The sequence below is a fragment of the Pantoea agglomerans genome (genome assembly GCF_020149765.1).
Classification (GTDB): Bacteria; Pseudomonadota; Gammaproteobacteria; order Enterobacterales; family Enterobacteriaceae; genus Pantoea; species Pantoea alvi.
The window spans coordinates 563,445-589,036 of record NZ_CP083809.1 but is presented as its reverse complement, the minus strand read 5'-3'; the positions used below and the strand labels follow the sequence as shown (position 1 = coordinate 589,036).

The 25,592-nt window shown below is 60.3% G+C and carries 25 protein-coding genes and 1 riboswitch; of the genes, 10 read left to right on the top strand and 15 right to left on the bottom strand.

Translation table 11 applies throughout. The features are described 5' to 3' along the window. Positions 1 to 117: 117 nt before the first annotated feature. The gene (locus LB453_RS05440; RefSeq protein WP_103794650.1) at positions 118 to 885 is read right to left on the bottom strand and encodes a transporter substrate-binding domain-containing protein; all 768 of its coding nucleotides are present in this window, start codon (positions 883 to 885) and stop codon (positions 118 to 120) included. Between the two features lie 159 nt (positions 886 to 1,044). Between LB453_RS05440 and LB453_RS05435 the strand changes: the two genes are divergently transcribed. Together LB453_RS05435 and LB453_RS05430 are read left to right on the top strand one after the other, a co-directional pair. Continuing rightward, a complete protein-coding gene (locus LB453_RS05435) occupies positions 1,045 to 1,623 on the top strand; it encodes an NAD(P)H-dependent oxidoreductase (RefSeq protein ID WP_103794649.1) in 579 nt (192 codons plus the stop codon). A gap of 32 nt (positions 1,624 to 1,655) precedes the next feature. Beyond that, entirely contained in the window at positions 1,656 to 1,964 is a 309-nt protein-coding gene (locus LB453_RS05430; protein WP_103794648.1) for a putative quinol monooxygenase, read from the top strand. 52 nt (positions 1,965 to 2,016) lie between these two features. On the opposite strand, the gene LB453_RS05425 is transcribed toward LB453_RS05430, so the two are convergent. The 6 genes from LB453_RS05425 to nudF all read right to left on the bottom strand — a co-directional run bounded on the left by LB453_RS05425 (position 2,017) and on the right by nudF (position 7,450). Then, the gene (locus LB453_RS05425) at positions 2,017 to 2,916 is read right to left on the bottom strand and encodes a LysR substrate-binding domain-containing protein (RefSeq protein WP_103794647.1); all 900 of its coding nucleotides are present in this window, start codon (positions 2,914 to 2,916) and stop codon (positions 2,017 to 2,019) included. Between the two features lie 75 nt (positions 2,917 to 2,991). Then, on the bottom strand, positions 2,992 to 4,887 hold the full coding sequence (gene parE, locus LB453_RS05420) for a DNA topoisomerase IV subunit B (protein ID WP_103794646.1): 1,896 nt from the start codon (positions 4,885 to 4,887) through the stop codon (positions 2,992 to 2,994). Positions 4,888 to 4,934: 47 nt separating this feature from the next. Continuing rightward, complete coding sequence (yqiA, locus tag LB453_RS05415) at positions 4,935 to 5,516, bottom strand: esterase YqiA (RefSeq protein WP_103794645.1); 582 nt, start codon at positions 5,514 to 5,516, stop codon at positions 4,935 to 4,937. Between the two features lie 3 nt (positions 5,517 to 5,519). After that, on the bottom strand, positions 5,520 to 6,347 hold the full coding sequence (gene cpdA / locus LB453_RS05410; RefSeq protein ID WP_103794644.1) for a 3',5'-cyclic-AMP phosphodiesterase: 828 nt from the start codon (positions 6,345 to 6,347) through the stop codon (positions 5,520 to 5,522). A 45-nt stretch (positions 6,348 to 6,392) separates the two neighbouring features. After that, positions 6,393 to 6,818 carry a DUF1249 family protein gene (locus LB453_RS05405; RefSeq protein ID WP_103794643.1) on the bottom strand — a complete coding sequence of 142 codons (426 nt, stop codon included), beginning with the start codon at positions 6,816 to 6,818 and terminating at the stop codon, positions 6,393 to 6,395. After that, positions 6,815 to 7,450, bottom strand: a complete 636-nt coding sequence (gene nudF, locus LB453_RS05400; protein ID WP_103794642.1) for an ADP-ribose diphosphatase — start codon at positions 7,448 to 7,450, stop codon at positions 6,815 to 6,817. Before nudF ends, LB453_RS05405 begins: the two co-directional genes overlap by 4 nt. Positions 7,451 to 7,664: 214 nt before the next feature. Here nudF and tolC point away from each other — a divergent pair, with 214 nt between their 5' ends. The 3 genes from tolC to LB453_RS05385 all read left to right on the top strand — a co-directional run bounded on the left by tolC (position 7,665) and on the right by LB453_RS05385 (position 11,112). Further along, complete coding sequence (gene tolC, locus LB453_RS05395) at positions 7,665 to 9,131, top strand: outer membrane channel protein TolC (RefSeq protein WP_103794641.1); 1,467 nt, start codon at positions 7,665 to 7,667, stop codon at positions 9,129 to 9,131. A gap of 141 nt (positions 9,132 to 9,272) precedes the next feature. Then, a complete protein-coding gene (locus LB453_RS05390) occupies positions 9,273 to 9,944 on the top strand; it encodes a DUF1190 family protein (protein ID WP_103794640.1) in 672 nt (223 codons plus the stop codon). 7 nt (positions 9,945 to 9,951) lie between these two features. Beyond that, entirely contained in the window at positions 9,952 to 11,112 is a 1,161-nt protein-coding gene (locus LB453_RS05385) for a glutathionylspermidine synthase family protein (RefSeq protein ID WP_103794639.1), read from the top strand. Between the two features lie 30 nt (positions 11,113 to 11,142). Here LB453_RS05385 and ygiD read toward each other — a convergent pair whose 3' ends face one another. Continuing rightward, positions 11,143 to 11,928: a 4,5-DOPA dioxygenase extradiol gene (ygiD, locus tag LB453_RS05380; protein WP_103794638.1), complete on the bottom strand. Its 786-nt coding sequence runs from the start codon at positions 11,926 to 11,928 to the stop codon at positions 11,143 to 11,145. Positions 11,929 to 12,116: 188 nt separating this feature from the next. Here ygiD and zupT point away from each other — a divergent pair, with 188 nt between their 5' ends. Continuing rightward, positions 12,117 to 12,884: a zinc transporter ZupT gene (gene zupT, locus LB453_RS05375; protein WP_103794637.1), complete on the top strand. Its 768-nt coding sequence runs from the start codon at positions 12,117 to 12,119 to the stop codon at positions 12,882 to 12,884. Positions 12,885 to 12,946: 62 nt separating this feature from the next. Here the strand turns inward: zupT and ribB are convergent, their stop codons facing one another. After that, entirely contained in the window at positions 12,947 to 13,603 is a 657-nt protein-coding gene (ribB, locus tag LB453_RS05370) for a 3,4-dihydroxy-2-butanone-4-phosphate synthase (protein WP_103794636.1), read from the bottom strand. 109 nt (positions 13,604 to 13,712) lie between these two features. Next, positions 13,713 to 13,860: riboswitch (FMN riboswitch) on the bottom strand. Positions 13,861 to 14,042: 182 nt separating this feature from the next. Here ribB and ubiK point away from each other — a divergent pair. Then, entirely contained in the window at positions 14,043 to 14,348 is a 306-nt protein-coding gene (ubiK, locus tag LB453_RS05365; RefSeq protein WP_033752486.1) for a ubiquinone biosynthesis accessory factor UbiK, read from the top strand. 35 nt (positions 14,349 to 14,383) lie between these two features. On the opposite strand, the gene hldE is transcribed toward ubiK, so the two are convergent. The 3 genes from hldE to LB453_RS05350 all read right to left on the bottom strand — a co-directional run bounded on the left by hldE (position 14,384) and on the right by LB453_RS05350 (position 20,063). Next, the gene (gene hldE, locus LB453_RS05360; protein ID WP_103794635.1) at positions 14,384 to 15,808 is read right to left on the bottom strand and encodes a bifunctional D-glycero-beta-D-manno-heptose-7-phosphate kinase/D-glycero-beta-D-manno-heptose 1-phosphate adenylyltransferase HldE; all 1,425 of its coding nucleotides are present in this window, start codon (positions 15,806 to 15,808) and stop codon (positions 14,384 to 14,386) included. Between the two features lie 75 nt (positions 15,809 to 15,883). Beyond that, positions 15,884 to 18,727 (bottom strand): bifunctional [glutamate--ammonia ligase]-adenylyl-L-tyrosine phosphorylase/[glutamate--ammonia-ligase] adenylyltransferase, encoded by a 2,844-nt coding sequence (gene glnE, locus LB453_RS05355; protein WP_224481612.1) that lies wholly within the window; start codon positions 18,725 to 18,727, stop codon positions 15,884 to 15,886. 25 nt (positions 18,728 to 18,752) lie between these two features. After that, complete coding sequence (locus LB453_RS05350; protein ID WP_103794634.1) at positions 18,753 to 20,063, bottom strand: inorganic triphosphatase; 1,311 nt, start codon at positions 20,061 to 20,063, stop codon at positions 18,753 to 18,755. A gap of 207 nt (positions 20,064 to 20,270) precedes the next feature. On the opposite strand from LB453_RS05350, the gene LB453_RS05345 reads away from it, so the two are divergent. Continuing rightward, complete coding sequence (locus tag LB453_RS05345) at positions 20,271 to 20,891, top strand: TIGR04211 family SH3 domain-containing protein (protein WP_103794633.1); 621 nt, start codon at positions 20,271 to 20,273, stop codon at positions 20,889 to 20,891. Positions 20,892 to 21,057: 166 nt separating this feature from the next. Beyond that, positions 21,058 to 22,290 (top strand): multifunctional CCA addition/repair protein, encoded by a 1,233-nt coding sequence (locus tag LB453_RS05340; protein WP_103794632.1) that lies wholly within the window; start codon positions 21,058 to 21,060, stop codon positions 22,288 to 22,290. An 18-nt stretch (positions 22,291 to 22,308) separates the two neighbouring features. On the opposite strand, the gene bacA is transcribed toward LB453_RS05340, so the two are convergent. Next, a complete protein-coding gene (gene bacA / locus LB453_RS05335; RefSeq protein ID WP_103794631.1) occupies positions 22,309 to 23,127 on the bottom strand; it encodes an undecaprenyl-diphosphate phosphatase in 819 nt (272 codons plus the stop codon). A 194-nt stretch (positions 23,128 to 23,321) separates the two neighbouring features. Further along, positions 23,322 to 23,681, bottom strand: coding sequence for a bifunctional dihydroneopterin aldolase/7,8-dihydroneopterin epimerase (gene folB, locus LB453_RS05330; protein WP_033752500.1), 360 nt, complete (start codon positions 23,679 to 23,681; stop codon positions 23,322 to 23,324). Positions 23,682 to 23,789: 108 nt separating this feature from the next. Here folB and plsY point away from each other — a divergent pair, with 108 nt between their 5' ends. Then, on the top strand, positions 23,790 to 24,401 hold the full coding sequence (gene plsY, locus LB453_RS05325; RefSeq protein WP_103794630.1) for a glycerol-3-phosphate 1-O-acyltransferase PlsY: 612 nt from the start codon (positions 23,790 to 23,792) through the stop codon (positions 24,399 to 24,401). Between the two features lie 138 nt (positions 24,402 to 24,539). On the opposite strand, the gene tsaD is transcribed toward plsY, so the two are convergent. After that, positions 24,540 to 25,562: a tRNA (adenosine(37)-N6)-threonylcarbamoyltransferase complex transferase subunit TsaD gene (gene tsaD / locus LB453_RS05320; RefSeq protein ID WP_103794629.1), complete on the bottom strand. Its 1,023-nt coding sequence runs from the start codon at positions 25,560 to 25,562 to the stop codon at positions 24,540 to 24,542. Between the last annotated feature and the right edge of the window lie 30 nt (positions 25,563 to 25,592).

Sequence of the window (25,592 nt, the reverse complement as noted above, 5' to 3'; positions counted from 1 at the left end):
CACTTCGTGTCCCGCAATGGCGAAACACCCGGCGGTTATTTGGCGAGGATAGTACCTTAATCGCCACAATTAGTCACAGGGGAAGCGCAGTGCGGCGTGCGATTGCGGGCCGCCTAATCAGCGCGCCACGCCCATCCACTGCGCGGCAATACGCGCATATTCGCCGGTGGCGGTCGCCAGGTGCAGCCACTGATCGATATAGGCTTTCCAGCTCATATCGTCGCGCGGGATCATATAAGCCTTTTCGCCATACTGCAGCGGCGCCTGCGGGTTAAGGGCGCAGAGCTGCGGATAGCGCTGCTGCTGGTAGAGCGCTTCGGAGGCGTCGGTGATCATCACGTCGGCCTTGTTATCCACCAGCTGCTGGAAAATCGTCACGTTATCGTGGAACAGGGTCAGCGATGCCTGCGGCAGATGGCTGTGGACAAAGGCTTCGTTGGTGCCGCCCGCTGGCTCGATCACCCGCACCGCCGGGGCGTTAAGCTGCGCGAGGGTGCCATATTTCGCCTTGTCGGCGCAGCGCACCAGCGGGATCTTGCCGTCGACGCCGAGCGGCTGGGCGAACCAGGCGATCTGCTGACGCTTCAGCGTTACCGACACGCCGCCCAGCGCGATATCGCACTGCTTCTGTTTGAAATCCTGCGAGAGGGTTTTCCAGCTGGTCGGCACCCAGCTGATTTTTGCGTCCAGGCTGGCGGCCAGCGACTGCGCCATGCTGATATCCAGCCCCTCGTACTGGCCGTCGGGGCGCAGATAGGTGTAGGGCTTGTAGTCGCCGGTGGTGCAGACCCTGAGGGTTTTGCTGGCGAGGATCTGATCCAGACGGGAGTCCGCCTGCGCGACGCCGCTGGCGAGCAGCAGCGCGCTGATAAGGTATATGCGCATTGTTCTTCTTCTGTATGGCGTGATGAGTGTCGATGAAGTGTGTCATAAGCCGCTGGATTATTGCTTCCAGCGCAAAAGTCTTGTGATCTGAATCCCATTTTTCCGCCGCCGCCGAGGGCGTAAAGTAGCGCTCTATTGCAACACACATGAGATTAGCGAATGAATATTCTTATTATTGACGGCGGTAAAACCTTCGCCCACTCCAAAGGCGAGCTGAACCATACTCTGACTGACGTTGCGGCCAGCCAGCTGCGCGACCTGGGCCATCAGGTCAACGTGACCCTGGCCGACAGCGACTATGTTATTGCCGACGAAGTGCAGAAGTATGTCGACAGCGACGTGGTGATCTATCAGATGCCGGGCTGGTGGATGGGCGAACCCTGGACGGTGAAGCGCTATATCGACGAGGTCTTTACCGAAGGTCACGGCTCGCTCTACGCCAGCGACGGCCGCTCGCGCGCTGATGCCAGCAAAAAATATGGTTCGGGCGGTCTGCTGCAGGGCAAAAAATATATGCTCTCCCTGACCTGGAACGCGCCGCTGGAGGCCTTTACCGATCCCGATCAGTTCTTTGAAGGCGTCGGCGTCGACGGCCTCTATCTGCACTTCCATAAGGCGAACCAGTTCCTCGGCATGGCGCCGCTGCCGACCTTTATCTGCAACGACGTTATCAAGATGCCGGACGTGCCGCGCGATATCGCGCGTTATCGGACACATCTCAACGAGATCTTTGCTTAACTGAAAGCGGACCCGCAAACAAGGAGACGGACATGCTAACGGTAGTGGCTGAAATTTGTATTAAACCAGGACATCGCAATAAAGTGCTGGAGGCGATCAAGGCGCTTATTCCATCGGTGCTGGCCGAAGAGGGCTGCCACCAGTACGACGCGCTGGTCGATCATCAGGCGCAGGTGCCGTGGAAGCAGAATTCGCCCGACTCTGTTTTTATGCTGGAACAGTGGGAATCGCTGCGCCACCTGGAGCAGCATCAGCAGATGCCGCACATGGAAGCGCATCGTGAAAAGATCAAAGACGACGTGCTGGACGTGAAGATTATGGTGCTGGAACCCACCGCCTGATCTCAACCCCTTGTTATGCGCCGCGCGCCTCAGGACGCGCGGCTTTTTTTTGTCAGAAGCGCGCCTGTGCGGCGATCTCCTGATGAAGGAAGTCGAGAAAGCAGGTAATGCGCGAGGCCAGCTCCGCGTTGCGGTAGTAAACCGCATGCACGGGCAGCCTGACGTCGTGTGTCTGCTGCACCAGAACCTCCTGCAGCCGACCGGCGGCGAGATCCTGATGGCTGACGAAATCCGATATGCGCGCAATCCCCTGGCCCGCCAGGGCGAGCTGGCGGATGATTTCACCGCTCGAGGCGGCAATGGTCGGCTGAATGCGCAGCAGCTCCCCTTCGCGCTGCCAGACCGGCCAGACGTTGTGCATCTCCAGCTGGCTAAAGCCGATCAGCTGATGCTGCGCCAGCGCCTCGACGCTCTGCGGTTCGCCATACTTCTGCAGATAGGCCGGACTGGCCAGCAGCCGCACCCGGCTGCTGCCGAGCATGCGGGCGCGCATGGTGGAGTCGCGCAGTTCGCCGATGCGAATAGCGATATCGGTCTGCTGCTCCAGCAGATCGATCACAATGTCGTCGGTATTAAGCTCGAGCTGGATCAGCGGATAGCGCTGCCGAAACGCGCCGATCAGCGGCACGATAACGTGCTGCATAAAAGGAGCGGCGGCGTTGATGCGCAGGCGGCCTGACGGCGTTTCCCGGCGTCGGGCGATCTGCTCTTCCGCCTGTTCAACAGAGAGCAGGATCTGGCGCGCGTGAGTCAGAAAAAGCTGCCCCTCTTCGGTCAGGGCCAGCCGCCGCGTGGTGCGGTGCAGCAGGGTGCTGTTGAGTTTGGCTTCGAGGCGGCTCAGGGCGCGGCTCACGCCTGAGCTGGTTTGATCCAGCAGCTCCGCCGCCGAGGTAATGGAACCGCAGTCCGCAACCGCCACCAGCACGCGCAGCTCTTCCAGCGTGACTTTCATCATCTACTCCGGCGAGCGGCGGACGCGCCATTCAGGCCGCAGCCCGGAATGACGCGCCGCGCCGCAGCGCGATGATTACACTTCGATATCGGCCATATCGCCTTTTTCCTGCAGCCAGTTGCGGCGATCTTCCGAACGCTTCTTGGCCAGCAGCATATCCATCACGCGCAGCGTCTGCTCGATGTCGCCCTCGTCCACCGTTAACTGCACCAGGCGGCGCGTATTGGGGTCGAGGGTGGTCTCGCGCAGCTGCAGCGGGTTCATCTCGCCCAGCCCTTTGAAGCGCTGCACGTTCGGCTTGCCCTTCTTGCGCTTCAGCTGCTCCAGCACGCCCTCTTTCTCATCTTCGTCGAGGGCGTAATAGACCTCTTTACCGAGATCGATACGGTAGAGCGGCGGCATCGCGACGTAGACGTGGCCGCCTTTCACCAGCGAGCGGAAGTGCTTCACAAACAGCGCGCACAGCAGCGTGGCGATATGCAGGCCGTCCGAGTCAGCATCGGCGAGGATACAGATCTTACCGTAGCGCAGCTGGCTGAGATCGTCGCTGTCGGGATCGATGCCGATCGCCACGGAGATGTCATGCACCTCCTGCGACGCCAGCACTTCGTCAGACGAGACCTCCCAGGTGTTGAGGATCTTGCCCTTCAGCGGCATGATCGCCTGATATTCGCGATCGCGCGCCTGCTTGGCGGATCCGCCTGCGGAATCCCCTTCCACCAGGAAAAGTTCGGTTTTATTCAGATCCTGCGCGGTGCAGTCCGCCAGCTTGCCCGGCAGCGCCGGCCCGCTGGTGAGCTTTTTGCGCACCACTTTTTTCGCCGCGCGCATACGGCGCTGCGCGCTGGAGATCGCCAGCTCCGCCAGCTGCTCCGCCGCCTGCACGTTCTGATTCAGCCACAGGCTGAAGGCATCCTTTACCACCGCCGAGACGAAGGCGGCGCACTGGCGCGACGACAGACGCTCTTTGGTCTGCCCGGCAAACTGCGGATCCTGCATCTTCACCGACAGCACGTAGGCGCAGCGATCCCAGATATCTTCCGCCGAGAGCTTCACGCCGCGCGGCAGGATATTGCGGTATTCGCAGAACTCGCGCATCGCATCGAGCAGCCCCTGACGCAGGCCGTTGACGTGCGTGCCGCCCTGCATGGTCGGGATCAGGTTGACGTAGCTTTCGGTCAGCAGCTCGCCCCCTTCCGGCAGCCACAGCAGCGCCCAGTCCACCGCTTCCTTCTCACCGGAGAAGCTGCCGACGAACGGTTTTTCCGGCAGCGTCGGCAGCCCGTTGACCGCTTCGCACAGGTAGTCGGTCAGGCCATCTTCGTAGCACCAGCGCTGTTCGGTATTGTTGACCTTGTCTTTAAAGAGGATCTCCACGCCGGGGCAGAGCACCGCCTTGGCCTTCAGCAGATGGGAGAGGCGCGAAACCGAAAAGCGCGGGCTGTCGAAGAAACTCTCGTCAGGCCAGAAGTGTACGCTGGTGCCGGTGTTGCGTTTCGCCACCGTGCCGGTTTTGGTCAGCTCCTGCACTTTCTCACCGTTCTCAAACGCGATGTTATAGATCTCGCCGTTGCGGCGCACGGTGACCTCTACCCGCTTCGACAGGGCGTTGACCACGGAGATGCCGACGCCGTGCAGGCCGCCTGAGAACTGATAGTTTTTGCTGGAGAACTTGCCGCCCGCATGGAGACGGCAGAGGATCAGCTCGACCGCAGGCACGCCCTCTTCCGGATGGATATCCACCGGCATGCCGCGTCCGTCATCGATAACTTCCAGCGACTGATCGGCGTGCAGAATCACTTCGACCCGTTTGGCATGGCCCGCCAGCGCCTCATCGACGCTGTTATCAATAACTTCCTGACCCAGATGGTTAGGGCGCGTCGTATCGGTATACATGCCGGGACGACGGCGAACCGGCTCAAGGCCAGTCAGAACCTCAATAGCATCCGCGTTATAGCTTGATTGACTCATGATAAATTTCTAATCAGAAGCGTGAAATTATGTGCAATTTCCGCGAGTTAGTCGTGATTCAGACCCAGAAAGTCCAGAATCTGCGGGAAATAGCGCTCGAATCCAGTAAACGCATGATTGCCGCCCTGCTCTACCGTTTGTCGGCACGCGCTGTAGTAGTCGAGCGCCTGGCGGTAATCAAGCACTTCGTCGCCCGTTTGTTGCAGCAGCCAGAGTAAATCGGGCGCTTCCAGCGGGTCAATCTGCATAACTTTCAGATCGTAAATGTGGCGAGACTCTAACACATATTGCTGGCCCGTGTAGGGATTCTGGTTGACCCCAAGGTAATCCGCCAGCAGCTCAAAAGGACGCACCGCCGGATTGACCACCACAGCGGGCAGCATAAAACACTGGGAGAGCCAGGTGGCGAGATAGCCCCCCAGCGAAGAGCCAACCAGGCCAAGAGGCTGGCCGCTCAGGGCCATCACTTTCTCCTCCAGCAGCGCGGCGGCCTCGGCGGGAAAAGCGGGCAGCTGCGGCACGATAACCTCAATATGCGGATGCGTCGCCGCCATCCACTGCTGCAGCTGCGTCGCCTTGGCGGAGCGCGGCGAGCTGTTGAAACCGTGCAGATAGAGCAGCGCCGCCATGCGTCAGTATCCGTCCGAGTCCAGGTCCGGGCGGAACGCGTCGGTTTGCAGCCGTTCGACTTCGGTCGCAAAAGATCCGTCTGGATAGAGGGTAAACCAGCGCCAGCCGGGGGCAACGGTGTCGATGGTAAAGCTGGTGCAGTGCGGTTTGAACTGCACGCAGGTCGAGGGCGTTGCCAGCACGCGGCGGCCGCGCCAGTCGAGATCGAGCTCCTGATGGATATGGCCGCACACCAGGGTGCGCGCCAGCGGATAGTGTTGCAGCACCGCGTCAAGCTGATGGGAATTGCGCAGGCTGTGCTGATCAAGCCAGGTGCAGCCGCTCGCCAGCGGATGATGGTGCAGCACCACCAGCGTGTGGCGCTGCGGATAGCGAGCCAGCGTCTTCTCCAGCCACTCCAGCTGATAGTCGCTCAGCATGCCGTGCGGCACCCCGAACACCTGGCTGTCGAGCATCACCAGCTGCCACTGGTCGCCGAGCAGCACATGCTTGTGGGCGGCGAGCTTCGCCTCGGCCAGGGTGTCGACCATCGCCGGCTGGAAATCGTGATTGCCCGGCAGCCAGACGCAGGGTTTCGGCAGACGCGCGATGCCCTCAGCGAAGTGCTGATAGGCTTCGACAGAGTGATCCTGAGCGAGATCGCCGGTGGCGATAATCAGATCGTACTCGCGCTGCTGCGCCGCAATGGCGTCCAGCACCGCGTCATAACTCGCCCAGGTATTCACGCCCAGCAGCGATTCATTTTTTCCAGCGAAAAGGTGGGTGTCCGTGATTTGCAAAATCCTGATCCCGGCCCCATTCGCCGCAGGAAGTGTTAGCAGGCTATCCAAAGCGTTTCCTTCGTCTCCACGCCGAATAATGCATTATCTGTGCGATCAGCAGACCGGCTCCGCCATCGCACCCTGCGCCAGGCAGTAGCGCAGCCAGTCTGCCAGAAACTGGTTGATTTGATGTTTCTCGTCGCGCTGATGCAGTTTTTTATTAGGATAATCATAGCGCGCTTTAAAGCGATAGATCTGCTGCGTTGAACACACTTCGGCTACCAGCGCGTCATGATAGAGCCGCACCGACATGGAAGGCAGGCTCCAGTAGCTGACGGTCGGCGCCACCTGGCGGATTTCCACCAGCGTGGTGTAGCGCGTGGACTCTTCTATGGTCAACTGATAGCGGGCGCCCTTTACCTGATAGACCACCGACGCGCCGGCCTCGTCGCTGCGCGGCAGCAAACGACGCAGCTGAACGAAATTGGTTTCGCAGAGCCGCATCATTTCGGGGAAATCAGGGATATAGCGCTGTTTCATTTTAGCTTCCACTCTTCTCGTAGTTTTTCATGGTGCAACGCCAGCCATTGCAGGGCGATGACAGACGCCGCGTTGTCGATAATCCCCTCTTCCACCCAGCGGTAAGCCTGTTCGCGGCTGACCACATGCACAAGAATATCCTCATTCTCTTCCTCCAGACCGTGGCATCCTTTTGCCAGGCTGGCATCCACTTCTCCCACCAGGATCGACAAGCGCTCGCTGGTGCCGCCAGGGCTGGCGAGATAGTTTAACACGGGTTTAACCCGACCGACGTTCAGCCCCGCTTCTTCTACGGCTTCGCGTCGCACCACCTCTTCGGCGCTTTCGTTGGGCTCGATAATCCCCGCCACCATCTCCAGCAGCCAGGGCGTTTCGCTAACGTCAAAGGCGGGAATGCGGATCTGTTCGATCAGCACCACTTCGTCGCGTAGAGGATCGTAGGGTAGCAGTACCGCGGCGTGTCCACGCTCAAAAACTTCGCGCACCACCTCGCCACTCATTTCGCCATTAAAACGGCGGTGGCGAAACCGGTAGCGAACAATGGAAAAAAAACCTTTCCAGGCGGTTTCGCGTGCAATAATTTCTACATCGTTTTTTGTAAAAGTCACTGGGGAAGTTTTTTCGCCGCTCATCGTCGGGCTCCTTATGCAGATTGGGACGGAGCGGCTAAAAGCCAACCCTGAGGCTCCATCCGAGTGGTTCTTTCTGAATTATTTACGTAAATTAGGGGGAGAAGGCACGTTCAGCCAACTTATCTCACAGTCGCACTCTGCTAGAATCTGCGATTATTTTTTGGCTTATCCGGCAGCGCTACCCCTGTAATTTGCTGCAACAAAAGGAATGCAAATGAAAAAACTGCTCCCACTTCTCATTGGGCTGAGCCTGGCCGGTTTCAGCCTTGCTAGCCAGGCAGAGGATCTGCTGCAGGTCTATCAACAAGCGCGTCTGAGCAACCCGGATCTGCGCAGCTCCGCAGCCACACGCGACGCCGCCTTTGAAAAGATCAATGAAGCACGCAGCCCTTTGTTGCCTCAGTTAGGTTTAGGCGCGGATTACACCTATAGCAACGGTTATCGCGACAGCAGCGGCCTTCATTCCAACACGACCAGCGGATCGCTGCAATTAACTCAGACCATTTTCGATATGTCGAAATGGCGCAACCTGACGCTGCAGGAAAAAACTGCCGGCATTCAGGATGTCACCTATCAGGTCGCCCAGCAGGATTTAATCCTGAATACCGCCACCGCCTATTTCAACGTGTTAAAGGCGATCGACACCCTTTCCTATATCGAAGCGCAAAAACAGTCGATCTATCGCGAGTTGGATCAGACCACGCAGCGCTTTAACGTTGGCCTGGTGGCGATCACCGACGTGCAGAACGCTCGCGCCCAGTATGACAGCGTGCTGGCCAATGAAGTGACCGCGCGCAACAACCTCGACAATATGGTTGAGACGCTGCGTCAGATTACCGGCAATGACTACCTTGCGCTGGCGTCGCTGAATATCGACCGCTTTAAAACCACCAAACCGGATGCGGTCAGCGCGCTGCTGAAGCAGGCGGAGAGCCGTAACCTGAACCTGCTGTCGGCGCGTCTGAACCAGGATTTGGCACGCGAGCAGATCCGCTACGCTGAAACCGGCCATATGCCGACGCTGGATTTAACCGCGTCAACCGGCCTTTCCAACAGCAAATATGGCGGCAGCCGCGCCAATCAGAGCGCGGGCAGCACCGACTCCATCACCGGTACCAACCAGGTGGGTCTGAGCTTCTCGCTGCCGCTCTACAGCGGCGGCGCGGTCACTTCGCAGGTGAAGCAGGCGCAGTATAACTACGTCAGCGCCAGCGAGCAGCTGGAGAGCGCGCATCGCTCAGCCGTGCAGACCGTGCGCTCCTCATATAACAACGTCAACGCCTCCGTCAGCAGCATCGAAGCCTACAAACAGGCGGTGGTGTCTGCGCAAAGCTCGCTGGACGCTATGGAAGCGGGCTATCAGGTCGGCACGCGCACCATCGTCGACGTGCTGGACGCAACCACAACGCTCTACAACGCCAAGCAGCAGCTCTCCGACGCGCGCTACAGCTACCTGATCAACCAGCTCAATATCAAATATGCCCTGGGCACGCTGAACGAGCAGGATCTGCAGCAGCTTAACAGCCAGCTCGGCAAAGAGATTTCGACGTCGCCGGAAAGCGTCGCGCCGGAAAACCCGCAGCAGACCGCGCGCGTTGACAACGGCCCGTCGGCAGAGCCAGCGGCTCCTGCGGCGCGTCCCGTCACTCAGCGCAGCAGCGGCAATCCATTCCGTAACTAATACTCAACGGGCCGCTTTGCGGCCCGTCTCTCCGTTAAACGTATAACAACGTAAAGATCCTTTCCGCATCAGGCCCTCAGCTTCATTTTCCACCAGCGATCCCCTATCCTGAGCATCACCTTTGGGCACAGGATGAGAACGATGAAACGGACAAAAAATATCCGCCATGCCGCTTTTCGTAAAAGCTGGCAGGCACGCCATTTAACGCCGGTTGCACTGGCCATCGCCGCGGTATTTACCCTGGCGGGCTGCGAAAAGAGCGACGAAACGGTGTCGTTGTATCAGAATGCGGATGACTGCAGTAAGGCCAATCCGGGCCAGAGCGCGCAGTGTACTACCGCCTACAATAACGCGCTGAAAGAAGCGGAGCGCACCGCACCGAAATACGCCACGCGCGAAGACTGCGTGGCGGAATTTGGTGAGAACCAGTGCCAGCAGGCACCGGCGCAGGCTGGCGTCGGCACCACGCAGAACGCCGAAGCGCAGCAGAGCGGCAGTTTCTGGATGCCGCTGATGGCGGGCTATATGATGGGCCGCCTGATGGGCGGCGGCGCAGGCTTCGCTCAGCAGCCGCTCTTCTCGCCGCGCACCCCGAACAGCCCGGCAAACGGCCAGTTTGTTGACGCCTCGGGTAAAAACTACGGCGCTGCCACCTCCGGCCGCACCATGAACGTACCGAAAACCGCGCTGGCGCCGAAACCGGCCACCACCACGACCATTACGCGCGGCGGCTTCGGCGAAACGGTAGCGAAGCAGAACAGCATGGCGCGCAGCAGCGCCACCGGCACCTCCAGCCGTTCGCTGGGAGGCTAAAGCCGTTATGCAACGCATTGCGATCAACGAGCGTCCCGACTGGCGCGAAAAAGCCACGGAGTATGGCTTTCGGTTTCACACCATGCACGGCGAGCCCTACTGGTGCGAAGATGCCTACTATCAGTTTACGCTGGCGCAGATAGATAAACTGGAAGCGACCACGGCGGAGCTGCACCAGATGTGTCTGCAGGTGGTGGAAAAAGTCGTGGGCAGCGAACAGCTGCTGGAAAAATTCCGCATTCCGAAGCACACCTGGGATTTTGTGCGCGACTCCTGGAAGCTGCGCCAGCCGTCGCTCTATTCGCGCCTCGATCTCGCCTGGGACGGCCAGGGCGACGCTAAGCTGCTGGAGAACAATGCGGATACGCCGACCTCACTTTACGAAGCGGCCTTCTTTCAGTGGATCTGGCTGGAGGATCAGCTTAACGCCGGTCAGCTGCCGCCGGGCAGCGATCAGTTCAACAGTTTGCAGGAAAAGCTGATCGCGCGTTTCGCCGCGCTGCATCAGCAGCACGGCTTTCAGTGGCTGCACTTCGCCTGCTGCCGCGATACCGAAGAGGATCGCGGCACGGTGCAATATCTGCAGGACTGCGCGACCGAGGCGGGTCTGCCGAGCGAGTTTCTCTATATCGACGAGATCGGCCTCGGCGACAAGGGGCAGTTCACCGACGTGCATGATCAGGTGATCAGCAACCTGTTCAAGCTCTACCCGTGGGAGTTTATGCTGCGCGAGATCTTCTCCACCAAGCTGGCGGATGCGGGCGTGCGCTGGCTGGAACCGGCCTGGAAGAGCATTATTTCCAACAAGGCGCTGCTGCCGATGCTGTGGCAGATGTTCCCTGACCACCCTAACCTGCTGCCCGCTTATTTCGCCGAAGATAATGTGCCGCACATGGATAAATATGTGGTGAAGCCGCTCTTCTCGCGCGAAGGTGCCAATATTCGCATCGTGGAAAACGGTCAGGAGATTGCGCGCGTCGACGGGCCCTACGGCGAAGAGGGCATGATCGTGCAGCAGTTCTGCCCGCTGCCGAAGTTTGGCGACAGCTACACCTTGATCGGCAGCTGGCTGATAGACGATCAGCCGGCCGGCATCGGTCTGCGCGAGGATCGCGACCTGATCACCCAGGATCTTTCCCGCTTCTATCCCCACGCTTTTATTGAGTAAGCCAGGCGGGCCGCTCCGGCCCGCTTTCCCTTAGCCCACCTGCACCGACAACATACTGATAGCGCCCATCTCGAGGCCGTCTACCGGCACGCTCACCGGCTCGTCTGCCTGACGCGCGCCCAGCACATAGAGCAGCGGCAGATAGTGTTCCGGCGTCGGGTTCGACAGCGCCGCGTCGGGATGCTGCAGGAAGTTAACCAGCGGGTGCGTCCCGGTTTCGCCCCGATAGTCCAGGTTATCCCGTACAAACTGACTGAAGCGCTGTGCCCAGGGCCAGGCTTCCGCCGTTTCGTCCCAGCGTACCTTGCGCAGGTTGTGCACCACGTTGCCGCTGGCGACAATCATCACGCCGCTGTTGCGCAGCGCCGCCAGCTTTTTGCCCTGCTCAAAATGCCAGGCGGGAGACTGCGTGCCATCGACGCTGAGCTGCACCACCGGAATATCGGCCTCTGGATACATCTTGATCAGCACGCCCCAGGCGCCATGATCCAGCCCCCACTCGTGGTCGAAGTGCACCGCCATCGGCGCGAGCGCGTCGGCAATCTCCTGCGCCAGCGCAGGCGAACCCGGCGCCGGATAGCGCGTGTCGAACAGCGCCTGCGGGAAGCCGCCAAAGTCGTGAATGGTGCGCGGATTTTCCATCGCGGTAACCGCAGTGCCGCGCGTATACCAGTGCGCCGATACCGCAATAATGGCGCGCGGGCGCGGCAGCGTCTCGCCCGCGTGACGCCAGGCCTGGGTATAGCGGTTCTCTTGCAGCACGTTCATCGGGCTGCCGTGACCTAAAAAGAGCGCGGGCATCGCTTGTTGCATGATTCATCCTCAGAAATTCTCAATAAGATAACGATACGCCCTTTCGCGACGCCGGAAACACGCATAAGCATGATGAAGAGCATCAGTGGATTTGAATAACTATTGGCCGACACTTCTTTACCAAAAATAACTCGATCTTCTTTAGGGTTATCGCTAATTTTATGCGAATGATTATCATTAAGGAGAGTGCGATGTCGGTCCCTTTGCTGCTTACCGTACTGGCTGGCGGCGCTACCTTTATCGGCGCGCTATTTGGCGTGCTGGGTCAGAAGCCATCTAACCGCATGCTGGCGTTCGCGCTCGGCTTCGCAGCCGGGATCATGCTGCTGATATCGCTGATGGAGATGCTGCCGACCGCGCTGCGTACCGAAGGGATGTCACCGATACTCGGGTACGGCATGTTTATGCTGGGCCTGCTCGGCTATTTCGCGCTGGATCGCCTGCTGCCGCATCAGCATCCGCAGGATTTGATGTCGGCGCAGCGCCATCCGGCGAAGCTGCGCCGCACGGCAATCCTGCTGACGCTGGGCATCAGCCTGCACAATTTTCCTGAAGGCGTCGCGACCTACGTAACCGCCAGCAGCGATATGGAGCTGGGACTGGGCATCGCGCTGGCGGTGGCGATCCACAATATTCCCGAAGGTCTGGCGGTAGCCGGCCCGATGTACGCCGCGACCGGCTCGAAAAGCAAAGCGCTGTTCTGGGCCTGCGTCTCCGGCATGGCGGAGATCCTCGGCGGACTGCTGGCCTTTGCCCTGCTCGGCCCGATGATGTCGCCGGTGACCATCGCCGCGGTGATGGCGGCCGTCGCCGGAATTATGGTGGCGCTGTCGGTGGACGAGCTGATGCCGCTGGCGCGCGAGATCGATCCCCATAACAACCCGAGCTACGGCGTGCTGTGCGGCATGACGGTGATGGGCGCGAGCCTCGCGCTGCTGCAGGTCAGCGAGCTGGGCTAAGCGCCAGCTAAAAACAAAACGGGCCGCTAAGCGGCCCGTTTTTCGTTGGTCAGCAGCGCAGCTTAGCTGGCCTGACGCGTTTCATGCGCGCGGCGGTAGGCCACCAGGTCTTCAATGGTAACAACCGGCATATTGTGCGCTTTGGCGAAGGTGATCGCTTCCGGCGCGTGCGCCATAGTGCCGTCGTCGTTGGTGAGTTCGCACAGCACGCCCGCCGGCTTAAAGCCCGCCAGCGTCACCAGATCGATGGTCGCTTCGGTATGGCCGCCGCGCGTCAGCACGCCGCCGTCGCGCGCGCGCAGCGGGAAGACGTGGCCAGGACGATTAAGATCGCTCGGCTTCGCGTTATCAGCGATCGCTGCACGAATAGTGGTGATACGATCCTGAGCGGATACGCCGGTGGTCACACCTTCTGCGGCCTCAATGGTCACGGTAAAACCGGTGCCGAAAGAGCTGGTGTTGTTCTCCACCATCATTGGCAGCTCAAGCTGCTGACGGCGTTCTTCGGTCATGCAAAGGCAAACGATGCCGCTGCCGTGGCGAATGGTGAGCGCCATCTGCTCAACGGTCATGGTTTCCGCAGCGAAGATCATATCGCCTTCGTTTTCACGGTCTTCGTCGTCAAGCACCATCACACCGCGTCCCTCACGGAGCGCAGCGACTGCACGTTCTACACGCTGTTCCGGCGTGCCAAATTCAGAAAGAAGCGTCTGATTCATGGTAATAAAAACCTTATAAATAATATGAGTTACCAGAATCAGGGCGAGCTTAGGAGTGATGTCATCAAGACATGGCAATAACGTGAAGCGGGCGCAGCCCGGCAGATGTCGTTACCCTCTCCCATCCGGACTTTAACCGTCGGCCCCGGAATTACACCGGATCTGCTGACCTTCCCGTTACCAGGAAGCGCTCGCGGGCTTTCAGCTAACGCTGATTTACCGCCGGTGGGGAATTTCGCCCCGCCCTGAGAATAAGCAAAATTACTATAGCGCCATTCAACAGGTCGGGCAATCATCAAAACCGCAAATGCTTTTGCATTTCAGGCTATAGAGGCGGCACGACATTTCGGGTTTAACCTTTTCGTTTCAGGCATTACACTTAACCCTTATCAGGATCCACTCCCTGCTGTCCCCAGCAACACGAAACCAGGAAATCATCATGATCGACACGAAAAAAATTGAACAACTTGCGCGTCAGGTGCACGAGGCAATGCCGAAAGGGATTCGTGAATTTGGCGACGATGTCGAAAAGAAAATTCGCCAGGTTCTGCAGGCGCAGCTGACGCGGATGGACTTGGTCAATCGTGAAGAGTTTGATGTGCAAACGCAGGTATTGCTGCGCACGCGTGAAAAGCTGGCCGCGCTCGAGCAGCGCCTGGCGCAGCTGGAAAGCCATCAGCCTTCCGCGCCCGCTCCGGCAGTTGTCACGCCCGATCCGGCAGGCAAGATCGACACGCCGCAGTAAGGATTACGGCGGGCGCGATGCGCCCGCCCGCATCATTACTCGCCGCGAATGGTTTTGATGATGTTCGTGGTAGAGATGCCGTCTTCGAAATTCAGCACGCGCACGTCGCCGCCGTTGGCCCACACCTCTTTGCTGCCCGCGATATCTTCCGGCTTGTAATCGCCGCCTTTTACCAGCAGATCCGGCAACACGCTGGCGATAAGACGCTGCGGCGTATCTTCTTCAAAGGCCACCACCCAGTCCACGGCTTCCAGCGCGCCCAGCACAATCATACGATTAACCAGCGGGTTCACCGGGCGACTGCTGCCTTTCAGGCGCTTCGTCGAGGCGTCGCTGTTTACCGCTACAATCAGGCGATCACCCAGCTTGCGCGCATTGGCGAGGTAAGAGACGTGGCCCGCGTGCAAAATGTCGAACACGCCGTTAGTCATCACCACCTTTTCGCCGCGCTTGCGCGCCTGTTCAACCGCAATCTTAAGCTGCGCTTCGTTCATAATGCCGAAGCCCTCTTCCGGACGCGCATGAATAGCGTTTTCCAGTTCGACCGGGCTGACGGTAGAGGTGCCCAGCTTGCCGACCACGACGCCCGCCGCCGCGTTGGCCATAAAGCAGGCCTCTTCAAGGGAGTCGCCCGCCGCCAGCGTTGCCGCCAGCACGCCGATCACGGTATCGCCCGCGCCGGTCACGTCGAAGACTTCCTGCGCCTGCGTCGGCAGATGCAGCGGCGCTTTGCCAGGCTGCAGCAGCGTCATGCCGTTTTCGGAACGCGTTACCAGCAGCGCGGAAAGCTCATAATCCGCCACTAGCTGCATGCCGCGGGTAACGATGTCCTCTTCGTTCTTGCATTTGCCCACTACCGCTTCGAACTCTGACAGGTTCGGCGTCAGCAGCGTTGCGCCGCGATAGCGCTCAAAATCGGTGCCTTTGGGATCGATCAGCACCGGCACCTTTGCCTCGCGCGCCAGGCGAATCATGGTCTGCACGCTGGAGAGCGCGCCTTTTGCATAGTCGGAGAGCACCAGCGCACCGGCGGTATTCAGCGACTGACGCAGCCGCTGATGGATCGGCTCGGGATCGACCTGATCGAAACCCTCTTCGAAATCGAGGCGCAGCAGCTGCTGGTTACGCGACAGCACGCGCAGTTTAGTAATGGTGGGATGCGTTTTGACCGCCACGAAGTCACAGCGAACCTTGACCTTTTCCAGCGTTTCGCTCAGCACGCGCGCCGCGTCATCTTCACCGGTTAAGCCGATCAGCTGCGAAGCGGCCCCCAGCGCTGCAATGTTCATCGCCACGTTCGCCGCGCCGCCGGGACGTTCTTCGATAGCGTCCACTTTCACCACCGGCACCGGTGCTTCAGGCGAGATACGGCTGGTTGGGCCATACCAGTAGCGATCCAACATCACATCGCCTACGACCAGCACCGAAGCACGGTCGAACGCGGGCAAAGTAACTTTCATTCCAGACACTCCAGACTGCAGTAAAAATAGTGCGCGGATGATAGCACAGATGCGATCTGCGCTATCAACAGGCGCTCAGGGTGAGCAGGGCGACGCCAGCCAGCGCTGCCAGCTCGCTGTCACGGTTTGCCGCTCGGCGGCGAAGGCGTCCGGCTCAACGTGGCCGGGCAGCTCCTGCAGCGCCAGATGATGCAGCGCGTCGCGCAGGGTGACGTAGGCATGGGTCAGCGCCTGCGCTTCCGCCTCCGGCATTTTATCGTAGCGCGCCGCCAGCTCGAAAATCCGCACGTTATCGGACCAGCGCGTCAGGTCGGGCTGCTCGGCGGCCCAGGCTAAGACAAGATATTGCGCGATGAATTCAATATCGGTAATGCCGCCCTCGTCGGTTTTGATCTCCCAGCGCCCTTTGTGCCTGTTGCTGAGGTGCGCGCGCATTTTCTCACGCATCTCGCGCACCTCTTTTTGCAGCACCTCCGGCGCGCGCGGCAGGCAGAGAATGGCGCGGCGGATAGCGTTAAAGCGCTCCGCGAGCACCTCATCGCCAAACACCACGCGGGCGCGCACCAGCGCCTGATGCTCCCAGGTCCAGGCCTCGTGGCGCTGGTAATCGTCGAAGGCGTCAAAGGTGCTGACCAGCATGCCTGCGGCGCCGGAAGGCCGCAGCCGCGCGTCTACCTCGTAGAGAATGCCCGAGGCGGTGCGCGTGCTGAAGAGATGCATAATGCGCTGCGCCAGACGCAGATAGAACTGGCGCCCGTCGATGCTGCGCTCGCCGTCCGTGACCGTCTCTGCCGGACAGTCATGCAGAAACACCAGATCGAGATCGGAGCTGTAGCCCAGCTCCCAGCCGCCCAGCTTGCCGTAGCCCAGCACCGCAAAGCCGCGCTCGTGCTCATTTTTCAGATGCTGCGGCCGCCCGTAGCGCTGCACCATCATCAGCCACGCCTGCTGCACCACCGATTCGATAATCGCTTCCGCCAGCCAGGTTAAGTGATCGCTCACTTTCATGACTGGCAGCGTACCTGCGATATCTGCCGCCGCAATGCGCAGCAGCTGCGCCTGCTTGAACTGGCGCACCGCCTCAAGCTGCTGCTCTTCATCATCGACCGGAATGCGCATCAGATACTGGCGCAGCTCGTCGCGGTAGGCGTCGGTGGCGGTCGGCTGATAGAGCGTGGCGGGATCGAGCAGCTCATCGAGCAGCAGCGGATAGCGCGCCAGCTGGCTGGCGATCATCGGCGACGCCGCGCACAGGCGGATCAGGTGGCGCAGAGCGCCGTGGTATTCGGTAAGGAGTTCCAGATAGGTACTGCGCGTCAGCACGCCCAGCAGCAGCGGAACAAGACGGCTGAAGGTGACGGCGGCGTCATCGCGCGGACAGACTTCGCTCAGCAGCCGTGGCATAAGCTGGTCGATCGCCATCCGCCCGCGCGGCCCGATGGTGCGGCGGCTGATATCCTGGCGAAAATCGTCCAGCGCGCGATGCAGCGCCCGGCGCTGCTCATCGTCGAGCTGCGGCACCAGCGGTGCCAGCTCCGCATCCTCAAGCGAATCCTGCCACAGCCCGCTAAACTCCAGCAGCTCAGGCTGATCGCTGATTTCGGGGATATCTTCGCCGATCAGCTCGTCGAAGATGGCGCGCACCGCCGCCATATGCGTTTCCAGCCGCGCCGTCAGCGCGGGCCAGCTTTCAGCACCCATCGCCCAGGCGAGCCGCGCGCGGCTGAGCGGCTCGGTCGGCAGCGTCTGGGTCTGCTCATCATTGAGGCTCTGCAGCAGATTCTCCAGCCGACGCAGAAAGAGGTAAGCCTCGCGCAGGGTCACAACCTGCCCCGGGGTCAGCAGCCCCAGCTCGCCGATAGCGGATAGCGTCGGCAGCAGGGAGCGCTGCTGTAGCGAGCGCTCACGTCCGCCGCGTATCAGCTGAAAGACCTGCACGATAAATTCGGTTTCGCGAATGCCGCCCGCGCCCAGCTTGATATTGTTGGTCAGCCCGCGCCGCCGCACTTCGCGGGTGATCATGCTTTTCATATTGCGCAGCGACTGAATCACGCTGAAGTCGATATAGCGCCGATAGATAAAGGGGCGCAGCATCTGCTGCAGCTCCTGGCTCCAGCGATCCTGGTCGTCGCCCATCAGGCGCGCCTTGACCATCGCATAGCGCTCCCAGTCGCGGCCCTGCTCCTGATAGTAATCCTCCAGCGCGGCGAAGCTCAGCACCAGCGGGCCGCTGTCGCCGAAAGGACGCAGCCGCATATCGACGCGGTAGACGAAGCCGTCCATGGTGGGCTGATCCAGAACCTTGATTAGCCGCTGCCCCATGCGCGTAAAGAACTGCGCGTTATCCAGCTCGCGTCGGCCGCCGCGCGTCGCGCCGTTTTCCGGCCAGGCGAAGATCAGATCGATATCGGAAGAGAAGTTGAGTTCACCGCCGCCCAGCTTGCCCATGCCGAGGATCAGCATCGGCTGCGGCTCGCCCGCGCTGTTGCAGGGCGTGCCGAAGTCCTGGCAGCACGCCTGGTATACCCAGTCGCGCGCGCGGCCGATCAGCGCCTCCGCCAGCACGCTGAGCTGCTGCAGGCTCTGTTCGGTGCTGGCCTCCCCCAGACACTGCATCCAGGCGATACGCACCAGCATGCGGCGTCGGAACAGCCGCAGCGCACGCATTAGCGCCGCCTCGCTGTCCACCGTGGCGATATCGTCATCCAGCCAGCGGGCGTAGTGCTGCCACTCCTCCGGCTGCGGTGGCTGCTGCTGGATCGCCTGCCACCAGTCGGGATGACGTTGCAGGTTCTCGACGATGAAATCACTGAACGCCAGCGCGGCACGCTGCGCGTCGGTTAGGGCATCGGCGGCGACGCCAAGGCGCTCGGCCGCGCTGGCCGCCTGCGCCTGTAACTCAGCGGGTAACTCTAACAACGTCTTCTCTCCCTGATGGGTCAGATCATCGTGGCGTACTGCTGTTCAGCCAGAAAGGCGGCTGGCGAATCGCCTGGCTCGCCAGCGATTTCAGCCAGTGCTCCTGGTTTTGCGCAATGGATTGTTGCAGCTGCTGCCAGGGCGCCAGCCAGACGGAAACGGCTTCTACCGGGTAGGCACCCGCCAGCAGATGCACCGCCAGCAGCTGACGCGACAGGCGCGTCGCCTTGTCGTGATATTCATTAAGCAGCTGTACGTCGCTGAAGGTCTCTTTAAGATCGGCGTTGATGCGGCTCAGCATGATGTCGCTGAAGCGCTTAAAGGAGCCGTCGAGCTTCGCCTGGCTTTTTGCATCGATCCAGCGCCGCCACTGCGACTCTACCAGCCAGTGAGTAAGCGCTAACTGGGTCTCTACGGAGAGCGCCGAGAAGCTCAGCGCCTGCGCATCTTTAACCGGCTCGGCGAGAGTCTCTTCCAGCGTGGTCAGCTTCTGGCGCAGCTCGCTGCTCGCCTTGCGCGGCACCAGGGCGCCGAACAGCGAGAAGGCCTGACGCAGCGCTTCCAGCGCCTCGACAACGCTGCGCTGCGCCTCGGCGTTGCCGCGTAGCCACACCTCTTCATGATATTGCCAGTGGCTGAGGGCGCTCGACATCGCGGCCACCATCCCCTCTTCCACCGTCGCTTTCGGCGCGGCTTTCAGCAGCGGGAACGGACGCAGAAGACGCGGCGGATTGCCCTGCGCCAGATGATAGCCGCGCGCCGCTTTGCTCAGGCTGCCGAGACGCAGGCCGCCGATGGCGATCAGCTCGCGGGCGAAGGTCATCATGTCGCCGCGCTGGCCGCTTTTCAGCTCCAGCTCCACCTCAACCAGATCTTCGCTCAGCGTCTCCGTGGCGACCGAGCCGCGATCGAAGGCCACTTCCACTTCGCTTTCGCCTGCCTGAACCAGCCAGGTCTCACGCTGAAAATGGGTGCTGAACAGGGGTTGCAGACGCTGCTGCAGCGCGGCGACGTCAGTGCCCTGCGGCCAGACGTCGGCGGGCAGCCGCGCGATATCCAGCTTCGCTTCAGGCAGGTCGATATTATATTCCGCGCGCTGATGCAGGCCGCCGAGCGTTTTCCCGGCGGTCTTCAGGGTCATTTCATACTGGCCGTCAACGCCGCGAATGCGCAGGCCCATATCCCAGCGACGCAGCTGGTTGTCATCTGTCTCAAAATAGATGTTGCTTAACGCGCGCGCGGCCTGGTGCTGGTGCGGAAAACCGGCGAGAGTCTGCGCCAGCTTGCTGGCGGCGTCAGGCGTGGCAATGAACTTTAGTTCGATTTCGATGGTCATAATTTTTTATTCAATACGCTGCTGGCACTTACGAGGATTATCTGGCGAAGAGTAATGCACAGAAGGCGGGCTGTCTCTGCTTTCTTTGCGCTTTCGCTACCCTTTTCGCAGGGAAATGAGACCAGGATAGTTCTCATTCAGATTTATGCGAGGCGGTTCCAGACTGTGCCGGTAAATTTACAGACCCCCAAGCTAAAACGACATCGAATGAAAAAAATTGTAATCGCAGGCCTTACCTTGCTGGCTATCAGCACGCTCGCACCAGCCCATGCAGATGAAAAGCGCTACATCTCCGACGAATTATCCACCTGGGTTCGCAGCGGACCGGGCGATCAATATCGCCTGCTCGGCAAGCTGAACGCGGGGGAAGAAGTGCAGCTGGTGCAGACCAACAGTGACACCAACTACGGCCAGATCCGCGATTCAGAAGGCCGCACCGTCTGGATCCCGCTGTCGCAGCTCAGCGCCGAGCCGAGCCTGCGCACCCGCGTGCCGCAGCTGGAGCAGCAGGTCAAAGATCTGACCGCGAAGCTGGGCAATATCGACAACAGCTGGAACCAGCGCACCGCCGAGATGCAGAACAAAGTCGCCAACAGCGACAGCGTTATCAACGGGCTGAAAGAAGAGAACCAGAAGCTGAAAAACGAGCTGATCGTGGCGCAGAAAAAGGTTAACGCGGCCAACGTTCAGCTGGACGACAAGCAGCGCACCATCATCATGCAGTGGTTTATGTATGGCGGCGGCGTGCTGGGCGTCGGCCTGCTGCTGGGTCTGGTGCTGCCGCATATGGTGCCGCGCCGTAAGAAAAAAGATCGCTGGATGAACTAGGTTTTTCCGCGTTTTACCTTCCGCACGCCGAGGGCATCCTTTGATGCCCTTTTCGCCATGCCTGCAATCTGGCCATTGTGTGCAACAATAGAGCAACAAGCGCGCTGAATCTTTAGCGGCGGAAGTGCCCTCCGGCGCGCCTTTTTATTATCTCTGGAGTTGTTGAGTGAAGACGTATTTAGTAGGCGGCGCCGTTCGCGATGCGCTGTTAAAACTGCCGGTTAAAGACCGGGACTGGGTTGTGGTCGGCGCGACGCCGGAGGCGATGCTGGCGCAGGGCTTTCAGCAGGTTGGTCGCGATTTTCCGGTCTTTCTGCATCCGCAAAGCCGTGAAGAGTACGCGCTGGCGCGTACCGAACGGAAAAGCGGCAACGGCTATACCGGCTTTGTCACCTGGTCCGCGCCCGACGTGACGCTGGAGCAGGATCTGCAGCGCCGCGATCTGACCATTAACGCCATCGCGCAGAGGGAAGATGGCGAGCTGATCGATCCCTTTCACGGCGAGCGCGATCTGCAGGCGCGTCTGCTGCGCCACGTCTCCGACGCCTTTAACGAGGATCCGCTACGCGTGCTGCGCGTGGCGCGTTTTGCCGCGCGTTTTGCCCATCTTAACTTCCGCATCGCCGATGAGACCCAGGCGCTGATGCGCCAGATGGCGGCCAGCGGCGAGCTGAGCCACCTTACCGCCGAGCGCGTCTGGAAAGAGACAGAGAAGGCGCTGACCTCGCGCAATCCCCAGGTCTATTTTCAGACGCTGCGCGACTGCGGCGCGCTTGAGGTGCTGTTCCCGGAGCTTGACAGGCTGTTCGGCATTCCCGCGCCGGCAAAGTGGCACCCGGAGATCGACACCGGCGTCCATACCCTGATGACGCTCACGCTGGCGGCATCGCTGTCGGACGAGGTCGATGTGCGTTTCGCCACCCTGTTTCACGACGTCGGTAAAGCGCTGACGCCGCCGGAGAAGTGGCCAAGCCATCACGGCCACGGCGCGGCGGGCGTGCCGCTGGTGGAGGCGCTCTGCCAGCGCCTGCGCGTGCCGAACGCCATTCGCGATCTGGCGCTGATCGTCACGGAATTTCACGATGTGGTGCATACCATCGAACGTCAGTCGGCGGACGCTTTAGTGGCGCTGTTCGATCGCATCGACGCCTGGCGCAAGCCCCATCGGGTTGAGCAAATCGCGCTGACCAGCGAAGCGGACGCGCGCGGCCGCGCTGGCCTTGAGAGCATGGCCTATCCGCAGGGCGACTATCTGCGTCAGGCGTTCGCGCTGGCGCAGGCGGTGCCGACCAAAGCGGTTATCGAGGCGGGTTTCAAAGGTGCAGAGGTGCGAGAGGAGCTGACGCGACGCCGTATCGCCGCCGTGGCGCAGGGCATTGCCGAGATGCGGCCAGCCTGATAGCTGGCCGCGCAGAGGTTACATAAAGATAGCGTAGACCGCTGCCGCAACGATAAAGCGGTAGATAGCGAAAGAGACAAACGAGATACGTTTGATCAGCTCAAGGAAGGCCTTGATCGCAATCAGCGCCACCACGAAGGCGGTAACAAAGCCGACGGCGAACATCGGCAAATCGTTCATCGTCAGGAAGCCGATGCTTTTATAGAGATCGAGGCCGGTGGCGCCCATCATCATCGGCACGGCGAGGATAAAAGAGAACTCCGACGCCGCGTAGCGGCTGACGCCCATCAGCATACCGCCAGAGATCGTGGCGCCTGAGCGAGAGAAGCCCGGCCAGAGCGCGAGGCACTGGAAGCAGCCGATCATAAAGGCCTGGCGATAGGTAATATCGTCAATGCCGACCGCTTTTGGCTGTTTCGGCTTCAGGTATTCCGCCACCAGCAGCAGCACGCCGCCGACCACCAGCGCGTACATCACGTTGATCGGGTTAAACAGCGTTTTGATCTGGTCATGCAGCACCAGCCCAATCACCACCGCCGGGACCATACCCAGCAGAATATGGATCAGCGTCAGGTGGCCACGGCCGACGCCCTCATGCCTGACCTGGCCGAAGTGAATGCCGATTAATCCAAACAGACGACGCCAGAACATCACCACCACGGCAAGTATGGACCCGAGCTGGATCACCACCTCAAAGGTTTCCGCCTTATCGCCTTCGAAACCCAGCAGGTGGCCGACAATAATCATGTGCCCCGTGGAGGAGACAGGCAGGAATTCAGTTAGCCCCTCCACGATGCCCAGGATTGCAGCTACCCAAAGCTGATGAATATCTGCCATCAAATTTTCCTTATATCCGTTTTAAACCCATTAAAAAGGCGGTCGCGAGTCTGCTTCCGCCTGAAATTTTGCCATCGCCTGCCTGAGGGAAACCTTAAGGCTTTCGGCGGCCTTCACGTTTCACTCCGCAAGGGCGCCAGTTATGACAGACAATAATTTGGTTTGGTTTCATTGTGATGGCAATCACAAGCTAATCATTTAGGAATAGTCCCGCGCTCAATGCGCACGCCCACCTGGTTTGCCTGCGCCACCGCGCCCGGTTTGGCGACTTTGATACGCACCCCTGGCGTGCTGAAACGGGTCATCAGCAGGTCCGCGATTTCCTCCGCTACCCGCTCCACCAGCGCAAAGCGCGTGCCGCTCAGGTGGGTGAGGATCGCCTCAGAGACGTCGGCGTAGCTCAGACAGTCGTTAACATCGTCGCTGCGCGCCGCCAGCCGATTGTCCCACGCCATTTCGACATCGAGCACCAGCTTCTGCTGAATGCCCTGTTCCCAGTCGTAAACGCCAATGGTGGTGTACACCGTGAGTTGCTCGATAAAAACGATATCCATGATGACAGTCTCTGTTTTTGGCTAAGCCGGATACCACTTCCGGCATATAATGCGTATTATCCACGGTTAACGAAGACAAAACGACCCTAAAGGAAACGGTACGGTAATATGAGTGCTATCGCGCCTGGTATGATTTTTTTCGCGTATCTTTGCGGTTCGATTTCGAGCGCCATTCTGGTCTGCAAAATCGCCGGACTGCCCGATCCGCGGACGCAGGGGTCAGGCAATCCTGGCGCGACCAACGTGTTGCGCATCGGCGGTAAAGCCGCTGCGGCCTGCGTTTTGATTTTCGATATTCTCAAAGGCATGGTGCCGGTCTGGCTGGCCTATCTGCTGCATCTCGCCCCGCTTTATCTTGGCCTGACCGCCATCGCCGCCTGTCTCGGCCATATCTATCCGGTCTTTTTTCGCTTTCGCGGCGGTAAAGGAGTCGCTACCGCCCTCGGTGCCATCGCACCCATCGGCTGGGATCTAACCGGGCTGATGACCGGCACCTGGCTGCTGACGGTGCTGCTGAGCGGCTATTCGTCGCTGGGTGCCATCGTCAGCGCGCTGATTGCGCCGTTCTACGTCTGGTGGTTTAAGCCGCAGTTCACCTTTCCGGTGTCGATGCTGTCATGCCTGATTCTGCTACGTCATCACGACAATATTCAGCGGCTGTGGCGCGGTCAGGAGAGTAAAATCTGGAAGCGCAGGAAAGCGCGCGAAGAGAAGGAATAAAGCCGGCTCGGTCTGAACGGCCAGCGGCAGACGCGGGTGAGACGGCCCGATTGCAAAGAGGGCACACCTGCCAGCCTGGCCCGCCCCACCCGCTTGCGAGCATTGGCTGCTGCCCGCAAGAAAAATCGCATTGTTACCTTAATGGCTTTCGATAGCTGGCAGTTCCGCCAGCGGCCAGCGCGGCCGTACGCTGACGCCCAGCCCGCCGCGCGTGCCGCCCTTCAGACGCACCATGCCTGCATAGGCGATCATTGCGCCGTTGTCGGTGCAGAACTCAGGACGAGCATAGAAGACCTCGCCACCGCGCGCCTGCATCATCTGCGCCATACGCTCGCGCAGCGTCCGGTTGGCGCTGACGCCGCCCGCGATCACCAGCCGCTTAAATCCGCTCTGCTCCAGCGCGCGTTTGCACTTGATCATCAGGGTATCGACCACCGCATCCTCGAAGGCGCGGGCGATATCGGCGCGGGTTTGCGCGTCGTCTGCATTCTCGCGAATGGTATTCGCGGCAAAGGTCTTCAGGCCGGAAAAGCTAAAGTCGAGGCCGGGGCGATCGGTCATCGGACGCGGAAAGGTAAACCGTCCTGCCACGCCCTGCTGCGCCATTTTCGACAGCATCGGGCCGCCGGGATAGTCCAGCCCAAGCAGCTTGGCGGTTTTGTCGAAGGCTTCGCCTGCGGCATCGTCAATCGACTCGCCCAGCAGCGCATATTCGCCGATGCCGGTGACGCTAATCAGCTGGGTATGGCCGCCCGACACCAGCAGCGCCACAAACGGGAACTGCGGCGGATTCTCTTCCAGCATCGGCGCCAGCAGATGGCCTTCCATATGATGTACCGGAACCGCGGGCACTTTCCACGCAAAGGCGAGCGACCGGCCGATGGTGGCGCCGACCAGCAGCGCGCCGACCAGGCCAGGCCCCGCCGTATAGGCGACGGCGTCGATCTGCTGCGGCTGCAGGTTTGCCTGTTTCAGCGCCGCCTGAATCAGCGGCACGGTTTTGCGCACGTGATCGCGCGACGCCAGTTCCGGCACCACGCCGCCGTAATCGGCGTGCAGTTTCACCTGGCTGTAAAGCTGATTGGCGAGCAGGCCCGCTTCGTCATCATAGATTGCGATGCCGGTTTCATCGCAGGATGTTTCAATACCCAGAATTCGCATAGCGCTTACCTCTTACTTGCGGCGCGCAGT